Here is a 20,372-nt window from a genome sequence, read left to right as displayed (position 1 = left end):
TTTGGTCGACATGGGGAACCTCATAGGAATTGCGTCCGCTCGGCGGACTATGTTCCTATTTTGTTCTCATTCGAGTGGGAGTCAAGGTGGAACCGAGCGACGCCACGTACCATTGTTGCTTCAGATCAACCCGACGGGGCGTCATTTGTTGTTCACTGAACCAAATTAAGGGAACCACCAGATGAACAGATCAACGGTAACGGTTACAGGCGTGCTGCTGCTGCTCGCCGCGCTATACATCGTCTTCTGGACGCCAGGCGCCCCTGAAAATCCGGCGACGTCCCATGCAATCAACCGGACGGAGTGAGACATGCGCTATCACGAGACCCCCGAGACCTTCGACGATCCCGTACCAGATCGGCAGCATGAGGAGCGCGCCAGCAGGAGGGTTGTCTTCGCCTTGCTGGTCGTGGGAGCCGCGATAGCGGGCCTGTACGGGCTGGGGGCAGTGATCGCGGGTGGCATATAAAACTGCGACGCGGCTTGGAGGGGACGGGGCAGTTCGCAAACGCCATCAGTAATCGAGTAGTTTCAACAGAGCCCATCCCTCCGTCGTCAGCGCGGTCCAGAACCGCCCCTCGGCATCCTCCCCCACGGTTGCCCAGCCGCGCAACCGCAGTCGGCGCACCGTGTCTTTCATGGTGGCGGGGATTTCGTTGTAAGATCGCGGCCTTTCAGCAAGGAGGCGCATTGCGAGGAATTGCGGTCCAGTAAGGCGAACGACCGGCTTGCTGGAGATGTACCTGGCGGCCCGCACCTGACGCCCTTGGTCGGTGATCGCAATCTTGATTTTCTTCCGGGGCTCGATGCACATTTCGGCGAAACCGAGCTTCTCCAATTCCTGATACGCCACCAAATCCGGGTAGGCGAGTTCGTCCATGACGATTCCATCGCTGGTCGCCAAGCGATCGACGAGGTCGATCTGGGCGGGCGTCAGGCGGTATATGAGGATGGGTTTGGCGGGCATGGTCTATCTGGGTTGGACGGGCAAGCGCATGCCACTACGGCAGCGTGATCGCTCTCACTTGCAACGAAGGCTTTTGATATCCTTGTCGCGGTCCTTGTAAAAATTATCTAAGCCTCCGGCCGTTCGGTACTCATCGGCGACGCTGTAGATTTCCATCGGAATGAAGCCATGGGAGGTCATCAGCTTCCGCGCGTTCTCTTCGTCGTCGCTTAATTCTCGAACCCGGTTTAGCCACTTGTTGTATGGAGCTTTGGCTGACCATCCGTACTCACTGAAATGCGCCGTCTCCCGGAAACTTTCGACCGCTTTCGCCACATCGTAGACCTCGCGTTCGTAAGTTGTGCAAGCGGCAGCGCTGGCGGTCATGCCGACCAGCAGAGTTGCAGCGGCCGCTCCGATGATCCTGGCGCCCATTATTTCCTCCCTCAAGGTGCGCCACCATCTCACCGCACGGCCGGGTTGTCGAGGGCTGGGCCCGGTTTTGGGCTGAGCACTCAATGCAATTTTGCATCGAAAGATTTCAGGGGGTTGCAGGGCACAGATCAGTGCCCAAGGATATCAATCGGTTAGCTGGCGCCCTATTTCGGAATGGCCCGCAAACATGCGGTTAGACGATCAAGATGTGGATTGTCTTCCACATCACGAAATACGAGGCACCAATATTGCTCATTGCGCTCTGGTTCAAATATGCGGTGCCGTTCGACGATCTGGATCGCGTAGTAGAAACCATCACTGTCAACTTGAGTAATATAGTCTCCGCACGAAGGGACTGTGCCCTCCACTGACTCATACTCGAAATCGGCTACATTGAGGACGCCATCATCGCGCAAGCGAACATAATGGATGGCGTGACGCTCGACGTATGTCATTCCTGTCGATCCCGCAGCCGAACGCCGGGGCCGTTTCCGTTCTGATCGATGAAGATCACGCCGGCTTCCGTGAGAGCGGTCTGAATCGCCCTCAAGGTTGATGCCTTGGGATCTGCGGTGCCCTTCTCGATATTGTTGAGGCCAGTGGTTGAGAGGCCGGCGAGCTTTGCCAAATCGGACTGTGTCAGTCCTAACATCGCTCTCGCACCGCGTATCTGCTCAGGTGTAATCATGGAGAAAAAATATCCCAAACTAGAAATTTTATCAAGCGCGCTTGACTTCGATAAAAGTTTAGGTAATTTCAACTCAACTTGAATTTTTCCAAAGAGGAGTTGATATTCATGAGCGCCCTCCGCAACGCCAACAACCCGAAGACAATCGCCGCCTTCCGGCGTCACTTGCGATGCCAGAACCCGCCGAAGTTCCAGCCCGGCGATCTGGTTGACTTCGAGAAAGAGCGCGGCCGCAAATGGCCCCTGATGATCCTCGGTATCCGCGGCAACGACGTCGACGTCATTTGCTACGACGGGAACCCGCACCTTCTCCGCCTCAAGGTCGCCACCCTGGGGGCGCTGCGGATCACGAAGGTCGAAGCCAGCACCGATGAAACGGTTGCGATGTACCGCGCGCTGGTCGGCCTCGACATCGAGGGGGAGCCGGCATGAACATCCAGCGCCACAAGATCGAGCGCGCCATCGACGTGCTGATCGCCCTCCTGGATGCCGCTGACGGCGATCCGGATCTGGAGCCCTCGCTGGGCTATAATCCTTACGGCAGCAACGACGCGGAAGGCGACGACGAGCGTGAGGACGATCCCGCAGAACGCGGCATCGCCGACTACGATGGCCTGATCGAACAGGGCTTCGGTAATCTGCGCGGAGAGGAGGCAGCCTGAGATGGCCAAATTCATGAGAATCCGCCGCCGCCTCCGCGAGGCGCAGGGGAACCTGTGCTGCTACTGCAGCCAGCGAATGGGGCCGCCTCACAAGGGCAACAGGCCGCATCCTTCGAGCGAGACGATCGAACACCTGCGGCGCAAGTGCGATGGCGGGACAAACGCTCCCGACAACCTCGCGCTGGCTTGCAGCGAATGCAACACCGGTCGCGGTGCGATGGACTGGCTGACCTACAAGACGGTTCGTAAGGGCGAAATCTATGGGGAGTGTGCGAGATGACTTGGCGCGATTGGTATCCAGAAGGCAGTACGGTCTTTATCGGCGGCGAGCAGTACATGCTGCGTCACAACGGGCATGACCTCGGCGTCGACCTCTACAGAGGCGACCAGCGTGTCATGACGATCGCCCCGGAATACGTTCCGGTGATTGCGAGTGGGGTGAGGTATCCCGCCTCCTAACCATTTCGCCCTTGTATCCGCGCGGGACTTCTACCCCGACAGCGGTAACGGATGATGCGAGTTCGAATCTCGCCAAGGGCTCCATTTCCTTCCCGACCGTCGTCATGTCCGATCAGGAAGGTGCCGCGCGCCGCAGCTCCTCAACATTGAGAGGGCGGCCAGACGGTATTGTTTTCAGCACAAAGGGGGAACAAAAATGAATGGGAGCAGACGCAAAGCACTCTGCGCACTAGGTGCGGGAGTTTTGGGTCCTTGGGCAGGCGCTGGGGCGCTCGCCCATCAAGGCGATCAGGTGGATGAGCCGACGCCGGAAGAACTCGCGGAGCAATTGGCGCGGGCCCTAGCGCGTCGCCATGGAGGGCGGTGGCATTGCGACATAGGCGCAGCCGGACGCCACGTTATGATTTTCAAACTACCGGATAGAAGTACTTAAGGGGCCTTATGTGCTTCGACATATGGGCGCAAGAAGTCCAGCGCGACCTTGCGGTCGGCGCGACTGATGCGCGCTGGCCGCCCATGCCACGATGTGGTATCATTGTTTCGTGCGCGGCCACCGTCGGGTCGAAAAACCATTGCCGCAGCGCCGCGCATAGAACCGCTCGCCCCTCCCACGAGGCGGGCGGTTTTTTCTCACCGCCTCTTCCCGAAGAGCAGGTCAGCGGCCGGCGCTAGATCAGCTGCCGGCTCTTGCGCCAGTTCTTTTTCGGCCCTCCAGCTTGCCATCGTGGGAGCCCCGCCTATCCTCTCCATTGTCGATCAAACGAATGGAGGAAACACCATGAGGCTGATGCCCATGATCGCCGTGATAGCCGCAGGGATTTTCATGACGGGTTGCGTCTCGGAAACGAGCTATAATCGCGCCCAGGAAATGGTGCGTGGAAGCCCTGCGCTCAAGCGCGATGGTATCAACAAGTGCTATGCCGGAGCCCGCCGCGCGTCGCCTGCCCGCAAAGCGGAAATGGCCAAGATCATGAATGTCAGTCCGCGACGCGACGTCGCGCGCATCTATTGCCAGCGTGCTTTCAACGGGATTGCCAATGGCCGCATCAGCTATAACGACTTCCGAACGAAGAGCCCGCGTTTCATTCGGGTTATTCAGGGCAGGTAAGATCAGAGAGGGCCGCTAGGCAGTTGTCGGGCGGCCCCTTTTTCATTTCTGCTTTTCGCCCGCGCTCTTTCCGTCAGAGCTCCTGGAGCGCTCGTCAAAGCGATCGGCGCCCTTCGCGAGGTCTGAGCCCTTCTCAGCCTCAACCTTGCGCTCCTCGGCCCGTGTAGCCTTGTGGAGGCCTCTTGCGCCATCTTTGCCCTTCTCGGTGGGTGCGTTCTCAATCGCCATTGCGTGATCTCCTGTGGGGCATGAGGAACGACTACGGTACGATGAGGTTCCGAGCTGGAACAAGAATGCAGGCGAAGCGTTTTGGCCTGGAATCCAAAAGGAGAGCTATTATGAACAACATTGTATACATCGTCGGCCTCGTCGTCATCGTCATCGCTGTTCTTTCGTTCTTCGGACTTCGGTAAGACCATGGACGACCAACGCGAGAGACGAATCAAGGAGCGAGCCTTCGAACTCTGGCAGCGCGAAGGGTCGCTCGATGGCCGAAGTCTCGGTCACTGGCTTCAGGCCGAGCGGGAGGTCCAGGAAGAGGATGAGGCAGAAGCGGCGAGTCGAGATGTAGTCGGCTTGGCCGCAGCGGCGAACCCGACACATTGAGTTCGATTCCTGTGTGGGCCCAACTGTGAGGGTAGGGCGGCCATACATGCGCCATTCATGCGCCACGGAATCCCCGCCACCTCTGGATAAACGCTGAAAAACCGGGAAAAACTGGTAAAAGCGGATGGCGCACGAAAGGTTTATGTAGCAGGCGCCCAATCGTGATTTCTTCAATGATTTCAAGCACTTCGGTGGTGAGCGCGCAGGGATTCGAACCCTGGACCTACTGATTAAAAGTCAGTTGCTCTACCGGCTGAGCTACGCGCTCCCTGGCGGTGCGAAGGCGCCCCGCGGAAGTGCGCGGAACATAGGCAGGAGGATTTGCCGGGTCAACCCGGAAAATGCGGCGAAAAACAGCTTTTGCTGCATTTCGCCGCGTTCTCCAAAAGGTGATTGGCAGGAGAGGGTTTCGGCGGATACTAGGAAGCGCCATTGGAGGGGCGGGTATGGCCGGTTTCGGGCCTGGCCGCCTTTGCCCGCCGCTGCGGAGTAGTTCTTTGTCGATCGCCGATATTTCCCTGTTGAGCGCGCTTCTTGCCGGGGCCCTCTCGTTCCTGTCGCCCTGCGTCCTGCCGCTCGTTCCGCCCTATCTCTGTTACATGGCCGGCATTTCCGTCGAGCAGTTCAAGGGCGGGGATGCGGTGGCGGTGCGGCGCGAGACGCGCGGGGCCGTTCTCGTTGCGGCCTTCTGCTTCACGCTCGGTTTCGCCACGGTCTTCGTGGCGCTCGGGGCCGGCGCCTCGACGATCGGCATGGTGCTGCGCCGGCATCTCGACATTCTCGCGCAGGTCGGCGGCGTCATCATCATCCTGATGGGCCTGCATTTCCTCGGCGTGCTGCGGATCGGGCTCTTTGCCCGCGAGGCGCGCTTCCAGGGCGGCGGCAAGCCGGCGACGGCGTCCGGCGCCTATATCATGGGCCTTGCCTTCGCCTTCGGCTGGACGCCCTGCATCGGGCCGGTGCTGGGGGCGATCCTCGGCGTCGCCGCGGCGCGCGAGACGGTCGGCGACGGGGCCGTCCTGCTTGCGATCTATTCTCTGGGGCTTGCGGTGCCGTTCTGGATCGCGGCCGGCTTTTCCGGCGCCTTCATGCGCTTCCTCATGCGTTTCCGCCGCCATCTCGGCACGGTGGAGAAGGTGATGGGCGTGCTGCTCGTCCTCACCGGCCTTGCCTTCATCTTCGGCTATATCAGCACTGTTGCCATCTGGTTCCAGCAAACGTTTCCCATTCTCTCGCAAATCGGCTAGTCGGGACGAAGCTTGAGGCACCGCGATCCCACGGGATTCGCGCCGTCACGCGTCAGGCCCTCGATTTTTCGCATGTCGCGCAGAGCCGCCGCACGCTCTTGCGCGACATGCCCCAGGCAAGCGGGAGCAGGCTTCGGCCCATGGCTGACATCATCGGACTGGTGCTGCCGTTCTTCGGCATGATTTTCCTCGGCTACGTGGTCGCCCGCATCACGCGGCAGCCGGTCGAGGCGCTCGGCTGGCTCAACACCTTCATCATCTACATCGCGCTGCCCGCGCTGTTCTTCAAGCTGGTGGCCAAGACGCCGATCGAGCAATTGACGCGCATCGACTTCATCCTCGCCAATATCAGCGCGACCTACCTGGTCTTCGGCCTGATCTTCGCGATCGGGCTCTGGCTGCGGCGGGCGTCGATAAGCGAGGCGACGATCCAGGGGCTGGCGGCCGCCTATGGCAATATCGGCTATATGGGGCCGGGACTGGCGCTGCTCGCCTTCGGCGAGCCGGCGGCGGTGCCGGTGGCGCTGGTCTTCTGCTTCGAGAACATGCTGCATTTCATGGTCGCGCCGGCGCTGATGGCGCTTGCCGGCGGGGAGAAGCAGCCGGCGCTCAAGATCGCCGGCGGGGTGCTGCGCAAGATCGTCACCCATCCCTTCATCATCGCGACGGCGGCCGGATTCGTCGCGGCCTTTGCCAGCTTCGAGCCGCCGGCGCCGCTGCAGCGATTGATCGACTACCTGGCGCAGGCGGCGGCGCCCTGCGCGCTCTTCGCCATGGGCGTCACGCTGGCGCTCCGGCCCTTGAGGCGGGTGCCGGTGGAGATCGGCTATATCGTGCCGGCAAAACTCCTGCTGCTGCCGGTCGCCATGTATCTGGTGCTCGGACTTGCCGGAAATTTCGATCCGGTCTGGGTCTTCACCGCGGTGCTGCTCGCGGCCCTGCCGACGGCGACCAATGTCTTCGTCATCGGCCAGCAATACGGCGTGTGGCAGGAGCGGGCGTCGGCGACCATCCTCATCACGACGGTGCTGTCCGTCGCGACGGTGACGATCCTGCTCTATCTCATCAAGTCAGGCGCGCTTCCGGGCGACCCGTTCCCGTAGGCCGTCGCGAAAGGCCTTCAGCGAGCCGAGCGGTTCTATGCCTTCGCGCATGACGATGCTGCGCAAGGGGCCGAGGGCGGAGAGCAGGTGCAGGCCGGCCGAGCGCAGGAACTGCACGGGCAGGAAATCGGAGAGCAGCGAGCGGTTGAGCAGGTCGACGCTGAGCGTGCGCGAGCGGATGTCCGCCTGCCGCTTGCGGTCGAAGCGCTCGCCGATCCCCGCGTCGTTCGCCGGTGTCGCTCCCTGGATGAGCGCCTTCAAGGCCATGATGTCGCGCAGGCTGAGATTGAGGCCCTGCGCGCCGATCGGCGGAAAGGCATGGGCGGCTTCGCCGAGGAGCACGATGCGGCCCTTGCCGAACCGCTCGGCCGTCATGCCGGAAAGCGGGAAACGCTGCGCCGCGCCCTCGACGGTGACCTTGCCGAGCATGGATTGCATGCGTGCCTCGACCGCGTGGCCAAGTTCGGCGGCGGACAGGTCGCCGAGGCGCGCCGCCTCCTTCGGCGGCAGCACCCAGACGAGGCTGGAGCGCCGGCCGGGCAGGGGAACCTGCGTGAAGGGGCCGCTCTCGGTGTGGAACTCCGTCGAGACATTGCCGTGCGGCCGTTCGTGCGAGAAATTGAGCACGAGGGCGGCCTGCGGATAGGACCAGGCCTTGACGCCGATGCCGGCGCTCTCGCGGATCTTCGACTTCCGGCCATCGGCACCGGCGACGAGGCCGGCCAGGACGCGCCCGCCGTCGTCAAGCGTCAGCTCGACACCCTCCTCGAAGGCATTGGCGGCCGTCACGCCGCTCTCGATCCGCACGATATTGCCGGTCGCCGCGATGCGGGCGTCCAGCACCGCGAGGAAGGGCGCGTTCGGGATATTGTAGCCGAAGGCCTCCAGCCCGACCTCGCTGGAGCGGAAGGCGACGGGCGGCGCGCGCAACAGGCGCGCCGTGCCGTCGAGGATCTGCATGGTTTCGAGCGCGGCGGCATGGCGGGCGATCTCCTCCCACAGGCCGAGCGTCTTGAGGAAGGCGATGGACTGGTCCATCAGCGCCGTGGTGCGGCCGTCATTTGCGCGGGCGGGCGGGGCGATCAGCGCGACGCTTGCGCCCGAATCGGCGAGCGCCAGCGCCGCGAGGCTGCCGGCAAGGCCGGCGCCGACGACCGCGATATCGAATTGTCTCATGACCGGCCTCCGAAGCGGCAAGCGTTACCCACAGGATCGGGGTCGCTTCTACCGGCAGAATCTAGGCCGGCAAAGAGGCAATTTCCATGGGATGAATCGGCGCAGGGCGCCAAGTCGCCGGACGGGTGGCCGATTTGCACTGGCGATGCCGGGCAATCAATGCATATTACGGACAGTGACCGCGTAAGAGGGCATGTCGGCGCGCCGCCGATGAAAACCCCAGGGATGGACTGCGAAGGGCTATGAAGTTTTTCAACTACAAACGCGTACCCTACGCGGAGATCCGTGCCTTTTCCGTCCATATCCTGACGGCGTCCGGCTCCTTCCTTGCCTTTCTCGGCGTGGTGGCTGCGGGCGAGCATCGTTTCGTCGACATGTTCTGGTGGCTTGGCCTGGCGCTGCTCGTCGACGGCATCGACGGGCCGATCGCGCGCAAGGTGCGGGTCAAGGAAGTGCTGCCGAACTGGTCCGGCGATACGCTGGACAATGTCATCGACTATGTGACCTACGTGCTTTTGCCCGCCTTTGCGCTCTACCAGAGCGGCATGATCGGTGAGCCCTGGTCCTTCGTGGCCGCGGGGGCCATCGTCGTGTCGAGCGCCATCTATTATGCCGACATGGGCATGAAGACGGACGAATATTTCTTCTCCGGTTTCCCGGTCGTCTGGAACATGGTGGTGTTCACGCTGTTCGTCATCCAGGCGAGCGAGCTGACGGCGTCGATCATCGTTTTCGTCTCCGTCTTCCTCACCTTCATGCCGATCAACTTCCTGCATCCGGTGCGCGTCGAGCGGCTGCGGACGCTGAACCTTGCCGTTTTCTTCCTCTGGGCGCTGCTCGGCGGCTATGCGCTGCTCCTGCATTTCGATACGCCGGCCTGGGTGGTCTGGGGCGTGGTGGCGACGGGGATCTATCTTTATGTCGTCGGAGCCGTTCTACAGGTCTTTCCCAATCTCGGCCGGTAGAAACAACAATCGGGAGAGTTTTTGATGACCAAGGCGATCGTCGTCCGCAGTCTCGGCGGACCGGAAGTATTGAAGATCGAGGACGTGCCGCTGGATGCGCCGGGCCCGGGCGAGGTGCAGATCAGGCAGGCCGCCGTCGGGCTCAATTTCATCGACGTCTATTTCCGCACGGGCCTCTACAAGGCCGATCCGCCGTTCATTCCCGGCAAGGAGGGGGCGGGCACGATCACCGCGCTCGGGGAGGGCGTGACGGATTTCGCCATCGGCGACCGCGTCGCCTATGCCTCGGCGGACGGCGCCTATGCCGCCGAGCGCAACGTCGCGACGAAACATCTGGTGAAGGTGCCTGACGGCATCTCGCTCGAAACGGCGGCGGCGATGATGCTCAAGGGCATGACGGCGCAATACCTTTTGCTCCAGACCTATCAGGTGAAGCCGGGCACCGTGCTGCTGTTCCATGCGGCGGCCGGCGGCGTCGGGCTCATTGCCGGGCAATGGGCGAAGGCGCTCGGCGCGACGGTGATCGGCACGGCGGGGTCGCAGGCGAAGGTCGAACTTGCGCTGGCGAATGGCTACGACCATGTCATCGACTACACGAAGGAAGACTTCGTCGCGCGCGTGCGCGAACTGACGGGCGGCGCGGGCGTCGACGTCGTCTACGATTCCGTCGGTAAGGACACGTTCCCGCAATCGCTGGACTGCCTGAAGCCGCGCGGCCTCTTCGTCAGCTTCGGCAATTCCTCCGGCCCGGTCGAGGCCTTCAACATGGGCCTGCTCTCGCAGAAGGGCTCGCTCTACGCCACGCGCCCGACGCTCTTTGCCTATATCGCCACGCGCGAGGCGCTGGATGCATGTGCAAACTCGCTCTTTGATGTTGTGCAAAGCAACAAAGTGCGTATCAATATTCATCAGACTTATCCGTTGGCCGAGGCGGGACGCGCGCACACGGATCTGGAAGCAAGAAAAACGAGTGGAACGACGCTGCTCATTCCCTGACACGACCCGAACGGGCGGCAGGATGGGTTTGCAGGAAAGAGGGGAAGAGTGTCAGCCGTTGGAGCGTCCGGGGGCAGTCCGTTGCTGGCTGTCCGCAGCCTGACAAAGCTATTTGGTTCGTTTGCCGCGTGTAACGCCATCGATCTCGATATCCAGCCGGGCGAAATCCACGCCCTGCTGGGCGAGAACGGCGCCGGTAAATCCACCCTCGTCAAGATGCTCTTCGGCGTGCTGGCGCCGACCAGCGGACAGATCCTGTGGAAGGGCGAGCCCGTGCGCATCCCGAGCCCGGGCGCTGCCCGCCGGCTTGGCATCGGCATGGTTTTCCAGCACTTTTCGCTGTTCGAGGCGCTGACGGTCGCCGAGAACATCGCTTTGTCGCTGAGCCCCGGCATCTCGCTCTCCAAGGTGGCGGAGGAGGCTTCGCGCCTCTCCCATCTCTACGGCCTGCCGCTCGATCCGAAGGCGCATGTCGCGGACCTTTCGGTCGGCGAGCGCCAGCGCATCGAGATCGTGCGCGCGCTGCTGCAGAACCCGGAACTGATCATCCTCGACGAGCCGACCTCGGTTCTGACGCCGCAGGAGGCCGACCGGCTGTTCGAGACGCTGGCCAAGCTGAAGGCCGAGGGGCGCTCGGTGCTCTATATCAGCCACCGCCTCGAAGAGGTGCAGCGCATCTGCGACCGCGCCACTGTGCTGCGCCACGGCAAGGTGACGGGCGCCTGCGATCCGCGCCAGGAAACGCCGGCCTCGCTGGCGCGCATGATGGTCGGCAGCGACGTCGCCTCGGTGAGCGCGGCCGGCACCAACACGAAGGGCGACGTGCTGCTCGAAGCCCGGCACCTCAGCGTTCCCGCGCGCACGCCTTTTGCCGTCGCGCTGAAGAATGTCTGTCTGAAGGTGCGTGGCGGCGAGGTTCTGGCGATCGCGGGCGTTGCCGGCAACGGCCAGGGCGAGCTGTTCGACGCGCTCTCGGGCGAATATCCGGTGCCGGATGCCGGCGCCGTTTCCATCCGCGGCAAGGCGGCCGGCAATCTCGGCATCACGGCGCGCCGCCTGATGGGCGCCGGCTTCGTGCCGGAGGAGCGCCACGGCCATGCCGCCGTGCCGGCGCTGCCGCTCTCCGACAATCTCGTCCTGGCGCGCAACCAGTCGGACCGCAAGACGTTCCTTGCCGGCGGCGTGCTCGGCGTCATCCGCCATGCGGTCGTGCGCATCGCCTCGAAGCGCATCTCCGAGACGATGGACGTGCGCAAGAGCGGCGAGAACCCGGCGGCCGGCTCGCTCTCCGGCGGCAACCTGCAGAAATACATCGTCGGGCGCGAACTCGACCGCCAGCCGGCCGTGCTGATCGTCAACCAGCCGACCTGGGGCGTCGATGCGGGCGCGGCAAGCCGCATCCGCCAGGCGCTCGTCGATCTCGCCAAGGCCGGCTCGGCCGTGCTTGTCATCAGCCAGGACCTCGACGAGATCTTCGAGGTCGCGACCGAGATCGCGGTGATCAGCGAGGGGCGGCTGTCCGATGCCTATCCGGCGCACGAACTGACCCGCGAGAAGATCGGCCTCCTGATGGGCGGCATGTACGGCAAGACGGAAGGCGAGGTGGCCCATGCGCATTGAACTGGAAAAGCGCGCCAATCCCTCGACGCTCTACTCCATCCTCTCGCCCTTCCTCGCGCTCGGCCTGACGGTGATCGCCGGCGGCATCATGTTCGCGCTGATCGGCAAGGATCCGGTTTCGGCGCTCTACAGCTTCTTCATCGAGCCGCTGCTCGATATCTGGTCGCTGCACGAGATCGCCATCAAGGCCGCGCCCTTGATCCTCATCGGCGCCGGCCTTTCGATCTGCTACCGCTCGAACAACTGGAACATCGGCGCCGAGGGCCAGTTCATCATGGGCGCCATTGCCGGCGCCATCGTGCCCGTCGTCTTCCATGACTGGCATTCGCCGCTCGTCCTGCCGCTGATGCTGGTCTTCGGCATGATCGGCGGCGCGCTCTACGCCGCCATCCCCGCCTTCCTCAAGGCGCACATGAACACCAACGAGATCCTGACGAGCCTGATGCTGGTCTACATCGCCCAGCTCTTCCTCGACTGGCTGGTGCGCGGCCCCTGGCGCAGCCCGGATGCCTACAATTTCCCTGTCACCCGCGATTTCGCGCCGGAAGCGATCCTTCCCGAGCTCATCGCGTCGGGAAGGGCCAATCTCGGCTTCGCCTTCGCGGTTCTCGCGGCCGTCGGCTTGTGGCTCATGATGCGCTACACGCTGAAGGGGTTCGAGATCACCGTGCTCGGCCAGTCGGAGCGGGCAGGGCGCTTCGCCGGCTTCTCGTCGAAGCGCATGATCTGGTTCTCGATGCTGCTGTCCGGCGCGCTCGCCGGTCTTGCCGGCATTTCCGAGGTCAGTGGCACGATCGGCAAGCTGCAGCCGATCATCTCGCCCGGCTACGGCTTCACCGCGATCATCGTCGCCTTCCTCGGCCGCCTCAATCCGCTCGGCATCATCGCCGCCGGCCTCTTCCTGGCGCTCACCTATGTGGGCGGCGAGGCGGTGCAGTTGACGCTCAGCGTCTCCGACAAGGTGACGCGCGTCTTCCAGGGGCTGCTTCTGTTCTTCGTGCTCTCCTGCGACACGCTCATCCAGTACAAGATCCGGCTGGTCTTCTCCCGGATCGGTCAGTCCAGCGAAGGGGGAGCGCACTGATGGGTATCATCGAAGCGATCCTTCTCACCGTCATCACCGCGGCAACGCCGCTGGTGCTGGCCTCCCTCGGAGAGCTCGTCAGCGAGCGGGCGGGCGTGCTCAATCTCGGCGTCGAGGGCATGATGGTCATGGGCGCCGTGCTCGCCTTCGCGGTGACGCAGGCGACCGGGTCGCCCTATATCGGCGTTCTCGCCGGCATTGCCTGCGGCGCGCTGTTCTCGCTGCTCTTCGGCTTCCTGACCCTGACGCTCGTCGCCAACCAGGTGGCGACCGGCCTTGCACTCACCATTCTCGGCCTCGGCATTTCCGGCCAGATCGGCGAGCCCTATGTCGGCATGTCGGGCATCAAGCTCCAGCCGATCGCGGTCCCGCTGCTGTCGGACATTCCCTTCCTCGGTCCGCTGCTCTTCAGGCAGGACATCATCTTCTACCTGTCGATCGCGCTCGTCTTCGGCCTCAACTGGTTCCTGTTCCGCAGCCGCGCTGGCCTGAAGGTGCGGGCGATCGGCGACAGCCATGCCTCCGCCCATGCCCTCGGCATCCATGTCATCCGCACGCGCTATCTCGCGGTGATGTTCGGCGGCGCCTGCGCGGGCCTTGCCGGCGCGCAGCTCTCGCTGGTCTATACGCCGCAATGGGTGGAGAACATGTCCGCCGGGCGCGGCTGGATCGCGCTGGCGCTCGTCGTCTTCGCCTCCTGGCGGCCCTGGCGGCTGCTGGCGGGCGGCTATCTCTTCGGCGCGGTCTCGATCAGCCAGCTGCACGCCCAGGCGCTCGGCATCGGCATCCCCTCGCAGTTCCTGTCGGCGCTTCCCTACATCGCCACGGTTGTCGTCCTCATCCTGATATCGCACAATCGGCGGATGACGCTGATCAACACGCCTGCCTCGCTCGGAAAACCGTTCGTGCCCGACCGGTGACCAAGAACAAGAAGACGGGAAAACCACTCCTGATAACCTACAGAGGATAAAATGAAGAAAATCATTCTCGCTCTCGCAACCTCGGCAGCCGTCCTCGGCTTTGCCGCCGCCGCCAGCGCCCAGGACAAGACGAAGATCTGCTTCATCTATGTCGGCTCCAAGACCGACGGCGGCTGGACCCAGGCGCATGATATCGGCCGCCAGGAACTGCAGACGCATTTCGGCGACAAGATCGAAACGCCCTTCCTCGAAAACGTGCCGGAAGGCCCGGATGCCGAGCGCGCGATCGAGCGCATGGCCCGTTCCGGCTGCGCACTGGTCTTCACCACCTCGTTCGGCTTCATGGACGCCACGATCAAGGTCGCGGAAAAGTTCCCCGACGTGAAGTTCGAGCATGCCACGGGCTTCAAGTCGGGCCCGAACGTCGCGACCTACAATTCGCGCTTCTATGAAGGCCGCTATATCCAGGGCCTGATCGCCGCGAAGATGTCCGAAAAGGGCGTCGCCGGCTACATCGCCTCCTTCCCGATCCCGGAAGTGGTGATGGGCATCAACGCCTTCGTGCACGGCGCGCAGTCGATCAATCCGGACTTCAAGGTCAAGGTCATCTGGGCCAACACCTGGTTCGATCCGGGCAAGGAAGCCGATGCCGCCAAGGCGCTGATCGACCAGGGCGTCGACATCCTGACGCAGCACACGGACACGACCGCGCCGATGCAGGTCGCCTCCGAGCGCGGCATCAAGGCCTTCGGCCAGGCCTCCGACATGATCGCCGCCGGCCCGAACACCCAGCTCACCGCCATCGTCGACACCTGGGGCGCCTACTACATCAAGCGCACCCAGGCGGTTCTCGACGGCACCTGGAAGTCGGAGCAGGTCTGGGACGGACTCAAGGACGGCATCCTCACCATGGCGCCCTACACCAACATGCCCGACGACGTGAAGACGCTGGCGGAAGAGGCGGAAGCCAAGATCCGCTCCGGCGAGCTGCACCCCTTCACCGGCCCGATCAAGAAGCAGGACGGTTCGGACTGGCTGGCGGAGGGCGCCGTTTCCGACGACGGCACGCTGCTCGGCATGAACTTCTACATCGCCGGCGTCGACGACCAGCTGCCGAAGTAAGCCGCAACTGATCCACGACGGCACAGGAGGCGCCCCGCGAGGGGCGCCTTTTTCGTTTGTAAAGGATCGATGACGCGAACGGCCTTTGCGGAATCGGCGGCGCGCTCTATACCTGCCGGGTGGCTTTGGATCAAAATGGGTGGTCCTTGGCGGAGGAGGGGACGTCATTGCGCAGGGGTTTGCTTGAAACCGTCATCAGCGGGATGAACACGCGTACCAGTCACGCGCAGGTCGTCAACGAGCTGGGCAGGGCGATCATCGCGGGAGACTATCCGGTGGGCGCGACCTTGCCGGGCGATGCCGAGCTTGCCGCCCGCTTCAAGGTCTCCCGCACGGTGCTGCGCGAGGCGATGAAGACGCTCGCCGCCAAGGGGCTCGTCGTGCCGCGCGCGCGCATCGGCACGCGCGTGACGCCGAACACCCAGTGGAACCTCTTCGACAGCGATATCCTCACCTGGTACTTCGCCGTCGGCGTCAACGAGGAATTCCTGCTTCACCTGTCCGAAGTGCGCCTTGCCTTCGAGCCGCAGGCGGCGGCGCTGGCGGCGCGCCATGCGACGGAGGCCGATATAAGCCAGATGATGCGCCTTGCCGTCGCGATGGGCGATCCGGAGCATACGGCCGAGACGCTGGCCATGGCCGACCTGAAATTCCATCTCTCCGTGCTCGAGGCCTCGCGCAACCCCTTCCTGCGCACGCTGGGCAGCCTCATCGAGGCGGGCCTCGTCGGCGCCTTCAAGCTTTCCTCCCCCGCTGCCGACCGCGGCAAGATCGGCGACGTCTCGACCAGCCATATCCGCATCGTCGAGGAGATCGACAAGCGGGACGAGGACGGCGCGCGCCGGGCGATGGAAAATGTCATCAAGGTCGGGCGCGAGCGCGTCGTGCAGACGCTGCGCGAGGGGAAATAGCGCGTCCCGGCGGCCTTGCGCTGCGTTTGGGGCGACAGGCGCGCCCGTCAGACCGGGGACGGCGCGGGCAGGTCGAGTTCTCCTTGCGCGCTGTCGCTGCTCGGTACGGGACGCGCCTCGCCGGAAAGGAGCCGGTCGGCCATGGCCGCGGCGACCTCCTCCTTGGCGATCACGATATGGTTGGCGCCGAACTGGCGCAGGTGGTCGGCTTCGGCCTGCGATGTCGCCCGTGCCACGATGCGGATCGCGCCATTGGCCGAGCGCGCCTGCTCGATCAGCGTGCCGGCCGCAAAGGCATCCGGTATGGCCGTCACGAACCAGCGCGCGCCGGCAATGTTCGCCTGCGCCAGCACGCCGCGGCCGCCTGCCGGCTCGCCGATCGCCTCGATGCCGCTTTCCCGCAGGGCTTCCGCAACGCCGGCCCGTTCCTCGATCACCAGGACGGGCAGGCCGGCGGCGTGCAGCCGCTCGACGACGCGCCTGCCGACCCGGCCGTAGCCGACGACGATCGCATGGTCGGTGAGCGCCGTCGGTTCCGGCATGTCCTCGGCGGGCTCTTCCGGCTGGGGGGCTGCGTCCGCGCTGCCGTCCGGCTCCTGCGCCGCTGCGGCATCGAGCTTGGCGCCGTAGTGATCGACCGCCATGAAGAGCAGGGGATTGACCAGGATCGAAAACAGCGCGCCCGCCACGATGAGATCCTGCGCCACGGCCGGCAGCAGATCGAGGCCGACCCCGAGCACGACGAGGATGAAGGAGAATTCGCCGATCTGCGCCAGGCTTGCGGCAATGGCCAGCGCGATGGTGCGCGGATAGCCGAAGGCCTTGACGATGAGATAGGCGGCGGCCGACTTGATGAAGACGATGGTGACGAAGGTCGCGAGGATCGCCAGCGGCCGCTCGATCAGGTTGACCGGGTTGAACAGCATGCCGACGGAGACGAAGAAGAGCACCGCGAAGGCATCGCGCAGCGGCAGCGTCTCGCGCGCCGCCTGCTGGCTGAGCTGCGATTCCGCCAGCACCATGCCGGCAAAGAAGGCGCCGAGCGCGAAGGAGACGCCGAACAGCTTCGCCGAGCCGTAGGCGACGCCGAGCGCGATGGCGAGGACGGACAGGCGGAACAGTTCGCGCGAGCCCGTATGCGCCACGTAATGCAGGATCATCGGGATGACCTTGCGGCCGACGACGAGCATCAGCGCGATGAAGGCCGAGACCTTGAGCGCCGTCACGCCCACCGCCGTCCAGACCGCGCCGATGCCGAGCGCCCGCGTCAGGTCCGGGTCGACATCGGCCGTCTGCGCCGTGCCGCCCAGCACGCCGGCGAGCGGCGGCAGCAGCACGAGGGTCAGAACCATGACGAGGTCCTCGACGATCAGCCAGCCGACCGCGATGCGGCCCCGTTCCGTTTCCACCAGGCGGCGCTCCTGCAGGGCGCGCAGCAGCACCACGGTGCTGGCGACGGAAAGCGACAGGCCGAAGACGAAGCCGCTGCCGGCGGACCAGCCCATGGCCAGCGCAAGCAGCAGGCCGAAGACGGTCGCGACGGCGATCTGGCCGATCGCGCCGGGAATGGCGATCGCCCGCACGGAGAGGAGGTCCTTCAGCGAGAAATGCAGGCCCACGCCGAACATCAGCAGGATCACGCCGATCTCTGCGAGCTCGTTCGCCAGATTCTGGTTGGCGACGAAACCCGGCGTGAACGGGCCGATGACGACGCCGGCGAGAAGATAGCCGGCGATCGGCGGCAGGCGGAAACGATGCGCCACCAAACCCGCCAGGAAGGCAAGGCAGATACCGGCAACGAGGGTTGCGATCAGCGGTGTCGCATGGGGCAAGCGCGTCTATCCTTAATCCGTGAGAATTCAAGAGGATAGGGTAGGGCCGCCGGCCCCGTCGCGCAAGGCGGGAAAAGTGTCAGTCGTCGTTGCTGGCATTCAGCTCTTCCGGCCGCTTGCCCTCGTCCGCCGCGCGGGTGGCAAGCTGGGCTGCGCCCATCGACTGGTAGAGGTTGAACAGGGCTTCGCTCGCCCGGGCGGCCAGGCGGAACCATTCGTCGTTGCCGGCGATGGCGGGGTGATGGAGAAGCTGGTCGTCGACGAGGTCGAGCACGATGGAGGCGGTATGCACCGCCTCGTGGAAGCCGAAGGAGCCGGACGCATAATGCGACAGCAGCTCCGACGGCGTCATGGCGCGCTCCCGCGCCAGAATGTCGAGCTGCCTCAGCCGTTCGTCTTCCAGTTCGATGTCGGTGCTTTCCAGCATTGTCGTCTCCATGGCCTGCGTCACCTCAGAAATACTCGATTCGCGTGTAGCGGTGGATCAGGAGGAGCGAACGGTCCGGCTGGATGCGGTAGGTTTCCACCACGGGGCGGCCATAGCGGTCGTTGAACGTGTGTTCGAACGTGCTGCCGATCGGCGCCTTGGTGAGCTTCGTGCGCGGCTGGCCGCCATAGGTGATGCTGCCGGGAATGGGTTCGACGGCGCGGGATCCGTCCGCCGTGCAGGCGGCAAGGAAAAGCGCGGCGAAAAGGGCGAGGGCGATGCGGGTCATGTGTAAACTCCTCCCGTGCAACTCTAGCAGAACGCCGGCGCGCGGCAAAAGAAAAGGGCGGCCGAGGCCGCCCGTCTCCCTGTCTCAGCCCTGCGGCGTGAGGGTCACCGATGTGCCGGTGGCCGCAAGGTTCAGGCCGATCTGGCCGCTGACGCTGATCGTCTGCAGGTGGATCGATCCGGACGTGCCGCCGACGAGCACATTGGTGCCGACGCCGAAGCCAAGCGTCGCCTCGGCCGTCGCGCCCTGATAGAGGCCGCCGAGCGAGCCCTGATGGTAGCCGGCCGTCGGCGCGAAGACCGCCCAGACGATGCGGCCCTGCGTGGTGAAGCCGAGGTCGACGCCCATCTTGCGGATGACGCCGCTATAGGCGTCCTGCTCGCCGCGGGTGGACGAGAAGACGCAATCGACGTTCTTGGCCGAGCCGATGACATAGCCGACGCCGCCGCCGACATCGCAGGTCAGCATGCCGATCTTCACGCCATCGCGATCGCCGCCGCGCTCGGCATAGGTCGGGGCTTCCTCGCGGATGACCATGTCTGCCGCGCCAGCGGTCGTAGCGAAAGCCTGCGCAAGGCCTAGCGCAAGGACAGTTCCAAGCTTCGTGTTCATCTGTGCACTCCTTCTAACTGGCACGATAATGGCGAATCCGGTGCATTGGTTCCCGGCCGCAGGTCATCTCATGGGGAAGATCGTGGCAGAGTGTGGGCGGGTAACGGTTTGATAACACATTGCGCCGGCGGCCCCGCACGGCGCGTGCCGGGCGCGGCTTTTCGATCACATGCCGGGCGCGCCGACGGCTTATACGCGATTGATCGTCGGCAGATGGGTGATCACCTCGTCGCGGCGCCTGTCGTCCAGCGGGGCGATATGCTCGTTCCAGAACGCTTCGGCTGCCGGTGTATCGTGCGACCATTGGCGGGTGCCGACGAGGTTGTCGTCGATCTTGGCGCGCCGGCCGCCGCCGAGGCGCAGATATTCGGCTGCCAGCCTTGCGGTGTGTGTCTGTTCCATGACCAGTCTCCTCTGGTGTCGGAACGAAACCTCTCGCGCCGGCGATTGTTCCGGCAACAAAAAAGGCCGGGGCGAAAACGCACCGACCTTCCTCATCATCACCCTTTTCACCAGTGCCAGTACATCCGTGGTCAAAGGCATCAGGTGATGCGGCGATTGCGAGCGGCAGAACCTTTCCAGCGCTCATCAGCAATGCCGATGACGGCTATATAGGAGGCCATTGTGTTCAAAACAAGGTCTCGGCGACGAAGTCTGCTGCAAGCCCCTTCCTCGCACGTTGACGATGCAGCCAAAGCTGCTACAAAGCCGGCATCGCCTGAAGGGGGAACCGCTCGAAACGAGGTTCCGCCGCTTTCCCAAAACCGGAAAGCGGCGCTTCACAGGGGAAGAGTGTCCGAGTGGTTTAAGGAACCGGTCTTGAAAACCGGCGTGCGGGAAACCGTACCGTGGGTTCGAATCCCACCTCTTCCGCCATTGGCGGCCAATTGTCTTCCATGGAATACGATATCGCGGAACCGCCAGGAAACGGGATGGTGGTCGCCGGTCCTCAAGGCTCCGGCGCGAATTGCCGCCGATACACCACGGGGTCGGCATGCGATGCAAAAGGCCGGAGCATCATAGGATGCTCCAGCCGTGTGTCGTGCCGCGGGGCTTGGCAGCCTGTTAGTGCAGGATCTGGCTGAGGAAGAGCCTGGTGCGCTCGTGCTGCGGGTTGTCGAAGAACTCGGCCGGCGAGTTCTGCTCGACGATCTGGCCCTGGTC

Annotated in this window: 28 protein-coding genes, 3 tRNA genes and 1 pseudogene; 19 read left to right on the top strand and 13 right to left on the bottom strand. The window is 63.9% G+C overall.

Annotated features, from left to right (window positions below):
• Positions 1–181 precede the first annotated feature (181 nt).
• Both EV665_RS33150 and EV665_RS32510 read left to right on the top strand, forming a co-directional pair.
• Positions 182–307, top strand: coding sequence for a hypothetical protein (locus tag EV665_RS33150; protein ID WP_281048297.1), 126 nt, complete (start codon positions 182–184; stop codon positions 305–307).
• 3 nt (positions 308–310) lie between these two features.
• Positions 311–469, top strand: coding sequence for a hypothetical protein (locus EV665_RS32510; protein ID WP_162853213.1), 159 nt, complete (start codon positions 311–313; stop codon positions 467–469).
• Positions 470–514: 45 nt separating this feature from the next.
• Here the strand turns inward: EV665_RS32510 and EV665_RS30015 are convergent, their stop codons facing one another.
• The 4 genes from EV665_RS30015 to EV665_RS30000 all read right to left on the bottom strand — a co-directional run bounded on the left by EV665_RS30015 (position 515) and on the right by EV665_RS30000 (position 2,069).
• Entirely contained in the window at positions 515–967 is a 453-nt protein-coding gene (locus EV665_RS30015; protein ID WP_133036963.1) for a hypothetical protein, read from the bottom strand.
• Between the two features lie 54 nt (positions 968–1,021).
• A complete protein-coding gene (locus EV665_RS30010) occupies positions 1,022–1,381 on the bottom strand; it encodes a hypothetical protein (protein ID WP_133036962.1) in 360 nt (119 codons plus the stop codon).
• 164 nt (positions 1,382–1,545) lie between these two features.
• Positions 1,546–1,836, bottom strand: coding sequence for a hypothetical protein (locus tag EV665_RS30005; protein ID WP_133036961.1), 291 nt, complete (start codon positions 1,834–1,836; stop codon positions 1,546–1,548).
• Entirely contained in the window at positions 1,833–2,069 is a 237-nt protein-coding gene (locus EV665_RS30000) for a helix-turn-helix domain-containing protein (protein ID WP_133036960.1), read from the bottom strand. The genes EV665_RS30005 and EV665_RS30000 overlap by 4 nt, the downstream gene beginning before the upstream one ends.
• A gap of 108 nt (positions 2,070–2,177) precedes the next feature.
• Between EV665_RS30000 and EV665_RS29995 the strand changes: the two genes are divergently transcribed.
• From EV665_RS29995 to EV665_RS29980, 6 genes are all read left to right on the top strand, one after another.
• On the top strand, positions 2,178–2,501 hold the full coding sequence (locus tag EV665_RS29995) for a hypothetical protein (RefSeq protein WP_133036959.1): 324 nt from the start codon (positions 2,178–2,180) through the stop codon (positions 2,499–2,501).
• Positions 2,498–2,731 (top strand): hypothetical protein, encoded by a 234-nt coding sequence (locus EV665_RS29990; protein ID WP_133036958.1) that lies wholly within the window; start codon positions 2,498–2,500, stop codon positions 2,729–2,731. Before EV665_RS29995 ends, EV665_RS29990 begins: the two co-directional genes overlap by 4 nt.
• A 1-nt stretch (position 2,732) precedes the next feature.
• Complete coding sequence (locus tag EV665_RS29985) at positions 2,733–3,011, top strand: HNH endonuclease (RefSeq protein ID WP_133036957.1); 279 nt, start codon at positions 2,733–2,735, stop codon at positions 3,009–3,011.
• Positions 3,012–3,067: 56 nt separating this feature from the next.
• The gene (locus EV665_RS33145; protein ID WP_281048296.1) at positions 3,068–3,190 is read left to right on the top strand and encodes a hypothetical protein; all 123 of its coding nucleotides are present in this window, start codon (positions 3,068–3,070) and stop codon (positions 3,188–3,190) included.
• Positions 3,191–3,197: 7 nt separating this feature from the next.
• A tRNA-OTHER gene (locus EV665_RS32505) sits at positions 3,198–3,274 on the top strand.
• Positions 3,275–3,968: 694 nt separating this feature from the next.
• Positions 3,969–4,298 (top strand): hypothetical protein, encoded by a 330-nt coding sequence (locus tag EV665_RS29980; RefSeq protein WP_133036956.1) that lies wholly within the window; start codon positions 3,969–3,971, stop codon positions 4,296–4,298.
• A 42-nt stretch (positions 4,299–4,340) separates the two neighbouring features.
• Here EV665_RS29980 and EV665_RS29975 read toward each other — a convergent pair whose 3' ends face one another.
• On the bottom strand, positions 4,341–4,526 hold the full coding sequence (locus EV665_RS29975) for a hypothetical protein (RefSeq protein WP_133036955.1): 186 nt from the start codon (positions 4,524–4,526) through the stop codon (positions 4,341–4,343).
• Between the two features lie 189 nt (positions 4,527–4,715).
• Here EV665_RS29975 and EV665_RS29970 point away from each other — a divergent pair, with 189 nt between their 5' ends.
• Positions 4,716–4,904: a DUF2934 domain-containing protein gene (locus EV665_RS29970; RefSeq protein ID WP_133036954.1), complete on the top strand. Its 189-nt coding sequence runs from the start codon at positions 4,716–4,718 to the stop codon at positions 4,902–4,904.
• Between the two features lie 192 nt (positions 4,905–5,096).
• On the opposite strand, the gene EV665_RS29965 is transcribed toward EV665_RS29970, so the two are convergent.
• Positions 5,097–5,172 (bottom strand) — tRNA-Lys (locus tag EV665_RS29965).
• Between the two features lie 229 nt (positions 5,173–5,401).
• Between EV665_RS29965 and EV665_RS29960 the strand changes: the two genes are divergently transcribed.
• Positions 5,402–6,151, top strand: coding sequence for a cytochrome c biogenesis CcdA family protein (locus EV665_RS29960; protein WP_133036953.1), 750 nt, complete (start codon positions 5,402–5,404; stop codon positions 6,149–6,151).
• 140 nt (positions 6,152–6,291) lie between these two features.
• Complete coding sequence (locus EV665_RS29955; protein ID WP_133036952.1) at positions 6,292–7,254, top strand: AEC family transporter; 963 nt, start codon at positions 6,292–6,294, stop codon at positions 7,252–7,254.
• Here EV665_RS29955 and EV665_RS29950 read toward each other — a convergent pair.
• Positions 7,222–8,430, bottom strand: coding sequence for a UbiH/UbiF family hydroxylase (locus EV665_RS29950; RefSeq protein WP_133036951.1), 1,209 nt, complete (start codon positions 8,428–8,430; stop codon positions 7,222–7,224). The genes EV665_RS29955 and EV665_RS29950 overlap by 33 nt on opposite strands.
• Positions 8,431–8,672: 242 nt before the next feature.
• On the opposite strand from EV665_RS29950, the gene pcsA reads away from it, so the two are divergent.
• The 7 genes from pcsA (at position 8,673) to EV665_RS29915 (ending at position 16,048) form a co-directional block, all read left to right on the top strand.
• Positions 8,673–9,395 (top strand): phosphatidylcholine synthase, encoded by a 723-nt coding sequence (pcsA, locus tag EV665_RS29945; protein ID WP_133036950.1) that lies wholly within the window; start codon positions 8,673–8,675, stop codon positions 9,393–9,395.
• A 24-nt stretch (positions 9,396–9,419) separates the two neighbouring features.
• Entirely contained in the window at positions 9,420–10,391 is a 972-nt protein-coding gene (locus EV665_RS29940; RefSeq protein ID WP_133036949.1) for a quinone oxidoreductase family protein, read from the top strand.
• A 48-nt stretch (positions 10,392–10,439) separates the two neighbouring features.
• Positions 10,440–12,011, top strand: coding sequence for an ABC transporter ATP-binding protein (locus EV665_RS29935; protein WP_133036948.1), 1,572 nt, complete (start codon positions 10,440–10,442; stop codon positions 12,009–12,011).
• Complete coding sequence (locus tag EV665_RS29930) at positions 12,001–13,095, top strand: ABC transporter permease (protein ID WP_133036947.1); 1,095 nt, start codon at positions 12,001–12,003, stop codon at positions 13,093–13,095. The genes EV665_RS29935 and EV665_RS29930 overlap by 11 nt, the downstream gene beginning before the upstream one ends.
• Positions 13,095–14,015, top strand: a complete 921-nt coding sequence (locus EV665_RS29925) for an ABC transporter permease (protein ID WP_133036946.1) — start codon at positions 13,095–13,097, stop codon at positions 14,013–14,015. The genes EV665_RS29930 and EV665_RS29925 overlap by 1 nt, the downstream gene beginning before the upstream one ends.
• Positions 14,016–14,066: 51 nt before the next feature.
• A complete protein-coding gene (locus tag EV665_RS29920) occupies positions 14,067–15,137 on the top strand; it encodes a BMP family ABC transporter substrate-binding protein (RefSeq protein WP_133036945.1) in 1,071 nt (356 codons plus the stop codon).
• Between the two features lie 203 nt (positions 15,138–15,340).
• Positions 15,341–16,048, top strand: coding sequence for a FadR/GntR family transcriptional regulator (locus tag EV665_RS29915; RefSeq protein WP_084438304.1), 708 nt, complete (start codon positions 15,341–15,343; stop codon positions 16,046–16,048).
• Positions 16,049–16,095: 47 nt separating this feature from the next.
• Here the strand turns inward: EV665_RS29915 and EV665_RS29910 are convergent, their stop codons facing one another.
• From EV665_RS29910 to EV665_RS29890, 5 genes are all read right to left on the bottom strand, one after another.
• Positions 16,096–17,880, bottom strand: coding sequence for a cation:proton antiporter domain-containing protein (locus EV665_RS29910; RefSeq protein WP_133036944.1), 1,785 nt, complete (start codon positions 17,878–17,880; stop codon positions 16,096–16,098).
• 79 nt (positions 17,881–17,959) lie between these two features.
• On the bottom strand, positions 17,960–18,307 hold the full coding sequence (locus EV665_RS29905) for a hypothetical protein (protein ID WP_133036943.1): 348 nt from the start codon (positions 18,305–18,307) through the stop codon (positions 17,960–17,962).
• Positions 18,308–18,332: 25 nt separating this feature from the next.
• Entirely contained in the window at positions 18,333–18,596 is a 264-nt protein-coding gene (locus tag EV665_RS29900) for a hypothetical protein (protein ID WP_133036942.1), read from the bottom strand.
• Positions 18,597–18,680: 84 nt separating this feature from the next.
• On the bottom strand, positions 18,681–19,208 hold the full coding sequence (locus EV665_RS29895; protein ID WP_064330175.1) for a DUF992 domain-containing protein: 528 nt from the start codon (positions 19,206–19,208) through the stop codon (positions 18,681–18,683).
• Positions 19,209–19,397: 189 nt separating this feature from the next.
• On the bottom strand, positions 19,398–19,610 hold the full coding sequence (locus EV665_RS29890) for a hypothetical protein (RefSeq protein WP_064330174.1): 213 nt from the start codon (positions 19,608–19,610) through the stop codon (positions 19,398–19,400).
• Positions 19,611–19,994: 384 nt separating this feature from the next.
• On the opposite strand from EV665_RS29890, the gene EV665_RS29885 reads away from it, so the two are divergent.
• A tRNA-Ser gene (locus EV665_RS29885) sits at positions 19,995–20,084 on the top strand.
• A gap of 189 nt (positions 20,085–20,273) precedes the next feature.
• Here EV665_RS29885 and EV665_RS29880 read toward each other — a convergent pair.
• Positions 20,274–20,372, bottom strand: a pseudogene (locus EV665_RS29880) (amino acid ABC transporter ATP-binding protein); the annotation flags it as partial.

The organism is Shinella granuli (assembly GCF_004341885.1).
In the GTDB taxonomy this organism is placed as follows: Bacteria; Pseudomonadota; Alphaproteobacteria; order Rhizobiales; family Rhizobiaceae; genus Shinella; species Shinella granuli.
The sequence above is the reverse complement of the archived record's forward strand: the minus strand, read 5'-3'. Positions and strand labels throughout refer to the sequence as shown.

Coding starts and splice junctions, on each gene's coding strand:
- EV665_RS29955 (WP_133036952.1), top strand. CDS start 6,292: ATGGCTGACATCATCGGACTGGTGCTGCCGTTCTTCGGCATGATTTTC.
- EV665_RS29895 (WP_064330175.1), bottom strand. CDS start 19,208: ATGAACACGAAGCTTGGAACTGTCCTTGCGCTAGGCCTTGCGCAGGCT.
- EV665_RS29905 (WP_133036943.1), bottom strand. CDS start 18,307: ATGCTGGAAAGCACCGACATCGAACTGGAAGACGAACGGCTGAGGCAG.
- EV665_RS29940 (WP_133036949.1), top strand. CDS start 9,420: ATGACCAAGGCGATCGTCGTCCGCAGTCTCGGCGGACCGGAAGTATTG.
- EV665_RS29890 (WP_064330174.1), bottom strand. CDS start 19,610: ATGGAACAGACACACACCGCAAGGCTGGCAGCCGAATATCTGCGCCTC.
- EV665_RS30015 (WP_133036963.1), bottom strand. CDS start 967: ATGCCCGCCAAACCCATCCTCATATACCGCCTGACGCCCGCCCAGATC.
- EV665_RS29975 (WP_133036955.1), bottom strand. CDS start 4,526: ATGGCGATTGAGAACGCACCCACCGAGAAGGGCAAAGATGGCGCAAGA.
- EV665_RS29925 (WP_133036946.1), top strand. CDS start 13,095: ATGGGTATCATCGAAGCGATCCTTCTCACCGTCATCACCGCGGCAACG.
- EV665_RS32510 (WP_162853213.1), top strand. CDS start 311: ATGCGCTATCACGAGACCCCCGAGACCTTCGACGATCCCGTACCAGAT.
- EV665_RS30005 (WP_133036961.1), bottom strand. CDS start 1,836: ATGACATACGTCGAGCGTCACGCCATCCATTATGTTCGCTTGCGCGAT.
- EV665_RS29985 (WP_133036957.1), top strand. CDS start 2,733: ATGGCCAAATTCATGAGAATCCGCCGCCGCCTCCGCGAGGCGCAGGGG.
- EV665_RS30000 (WP_133036960.1), bottom strand. CDS start 2,069: ATGATTACACCTGAGCAGATACGCGGTGCGAGAGCGATGTTAGGACTG.
- EV665_RS29990 (WP_133036958.1), top strand. CDS start 2,498: ATGAACATCCAGCGCCACAAGATCGAGCGCGCCATCGACGTGCTGATC.
- EV665_RS29915 (WP_084438304.1), top strand. CDS start 15,341: ATGAACACGCGTACCAGTCACGCGCAGGTCGTCAACGAGCTGGGCAGG.
- EV665_RS29900 (WP_133036942.1), bottom strand. CDS start 18,596: ATGACCCGCATCGCCCTCGCCCTTTTCGCCGCGCTTTTCCTTGCCGCC.
- EV665_RS33150 (WP_281048297.1), top strand. CDS start 182: ATGAACAGATCAACGGTAACGGTTACAGGCGTGCTGCTGCTGCTCGCC.
- EV665_RS29920 (WP_133036945.1), top strand. CDS start 14,067: ATGAAGAAAATCATTCTCGCTCTCGCAACCTCGGCAGCCGTCCTCGGC.
- EV665_RS29995 (WP_133036959.1), top strand. CDS start 2,178: ATGAGCGCCCTCCGCAACGCCAACAACCCGAAGACAATCGCCGCCTTC.
- EV665_RS29930 (WP_133036947.1), top strand. CDS start 12,001: ATGCGCATTGAACTGGAAAAGCGCGCCAATCCCTCGACGCTCTACTCC.
- pcsA (WP_133036950.1), top strand. CDS start 8,673: ATGAAGTTTTTCAACTACAAACGCGTACCCTACGCGGAGATCCGTGCC.
- EV665_RS29950 (WP_133036951.1), bottom strand. CDS start 8,430: ATGAGACAATTCGATATCGCGGTCGTCGGCGCCGGCCTTGCCGGCAGC.
- EV665_RS30010 (WP_133036962.1), bottom strand. CDS start 1,381: ATGGGCGCCAGGATCATCGGAGCGGCCGCTGCAACTCTGCTGGTCGGC.
- EV665_RS29970 (WP_133036954.1), top strand. CDS start 4,716: ATGGACGACCAACGCGAGAGACGAATCAAGGAGCGAGCCTTCGAACTC.
- EV665_RS29980 (WP_133036956.1), top strand. CDS start 3,969: ATGAGGCTGATGCCCATGATCGCCGTGATAGCCGCAGGGATTTTCATG.
- EV665_RS33145 (WP_281048296.1), top strand. CDS start 3,068: ATGCTGCGTCACAACGGGCATGACCTCGGCGTCGACCTCTACAGAGGC.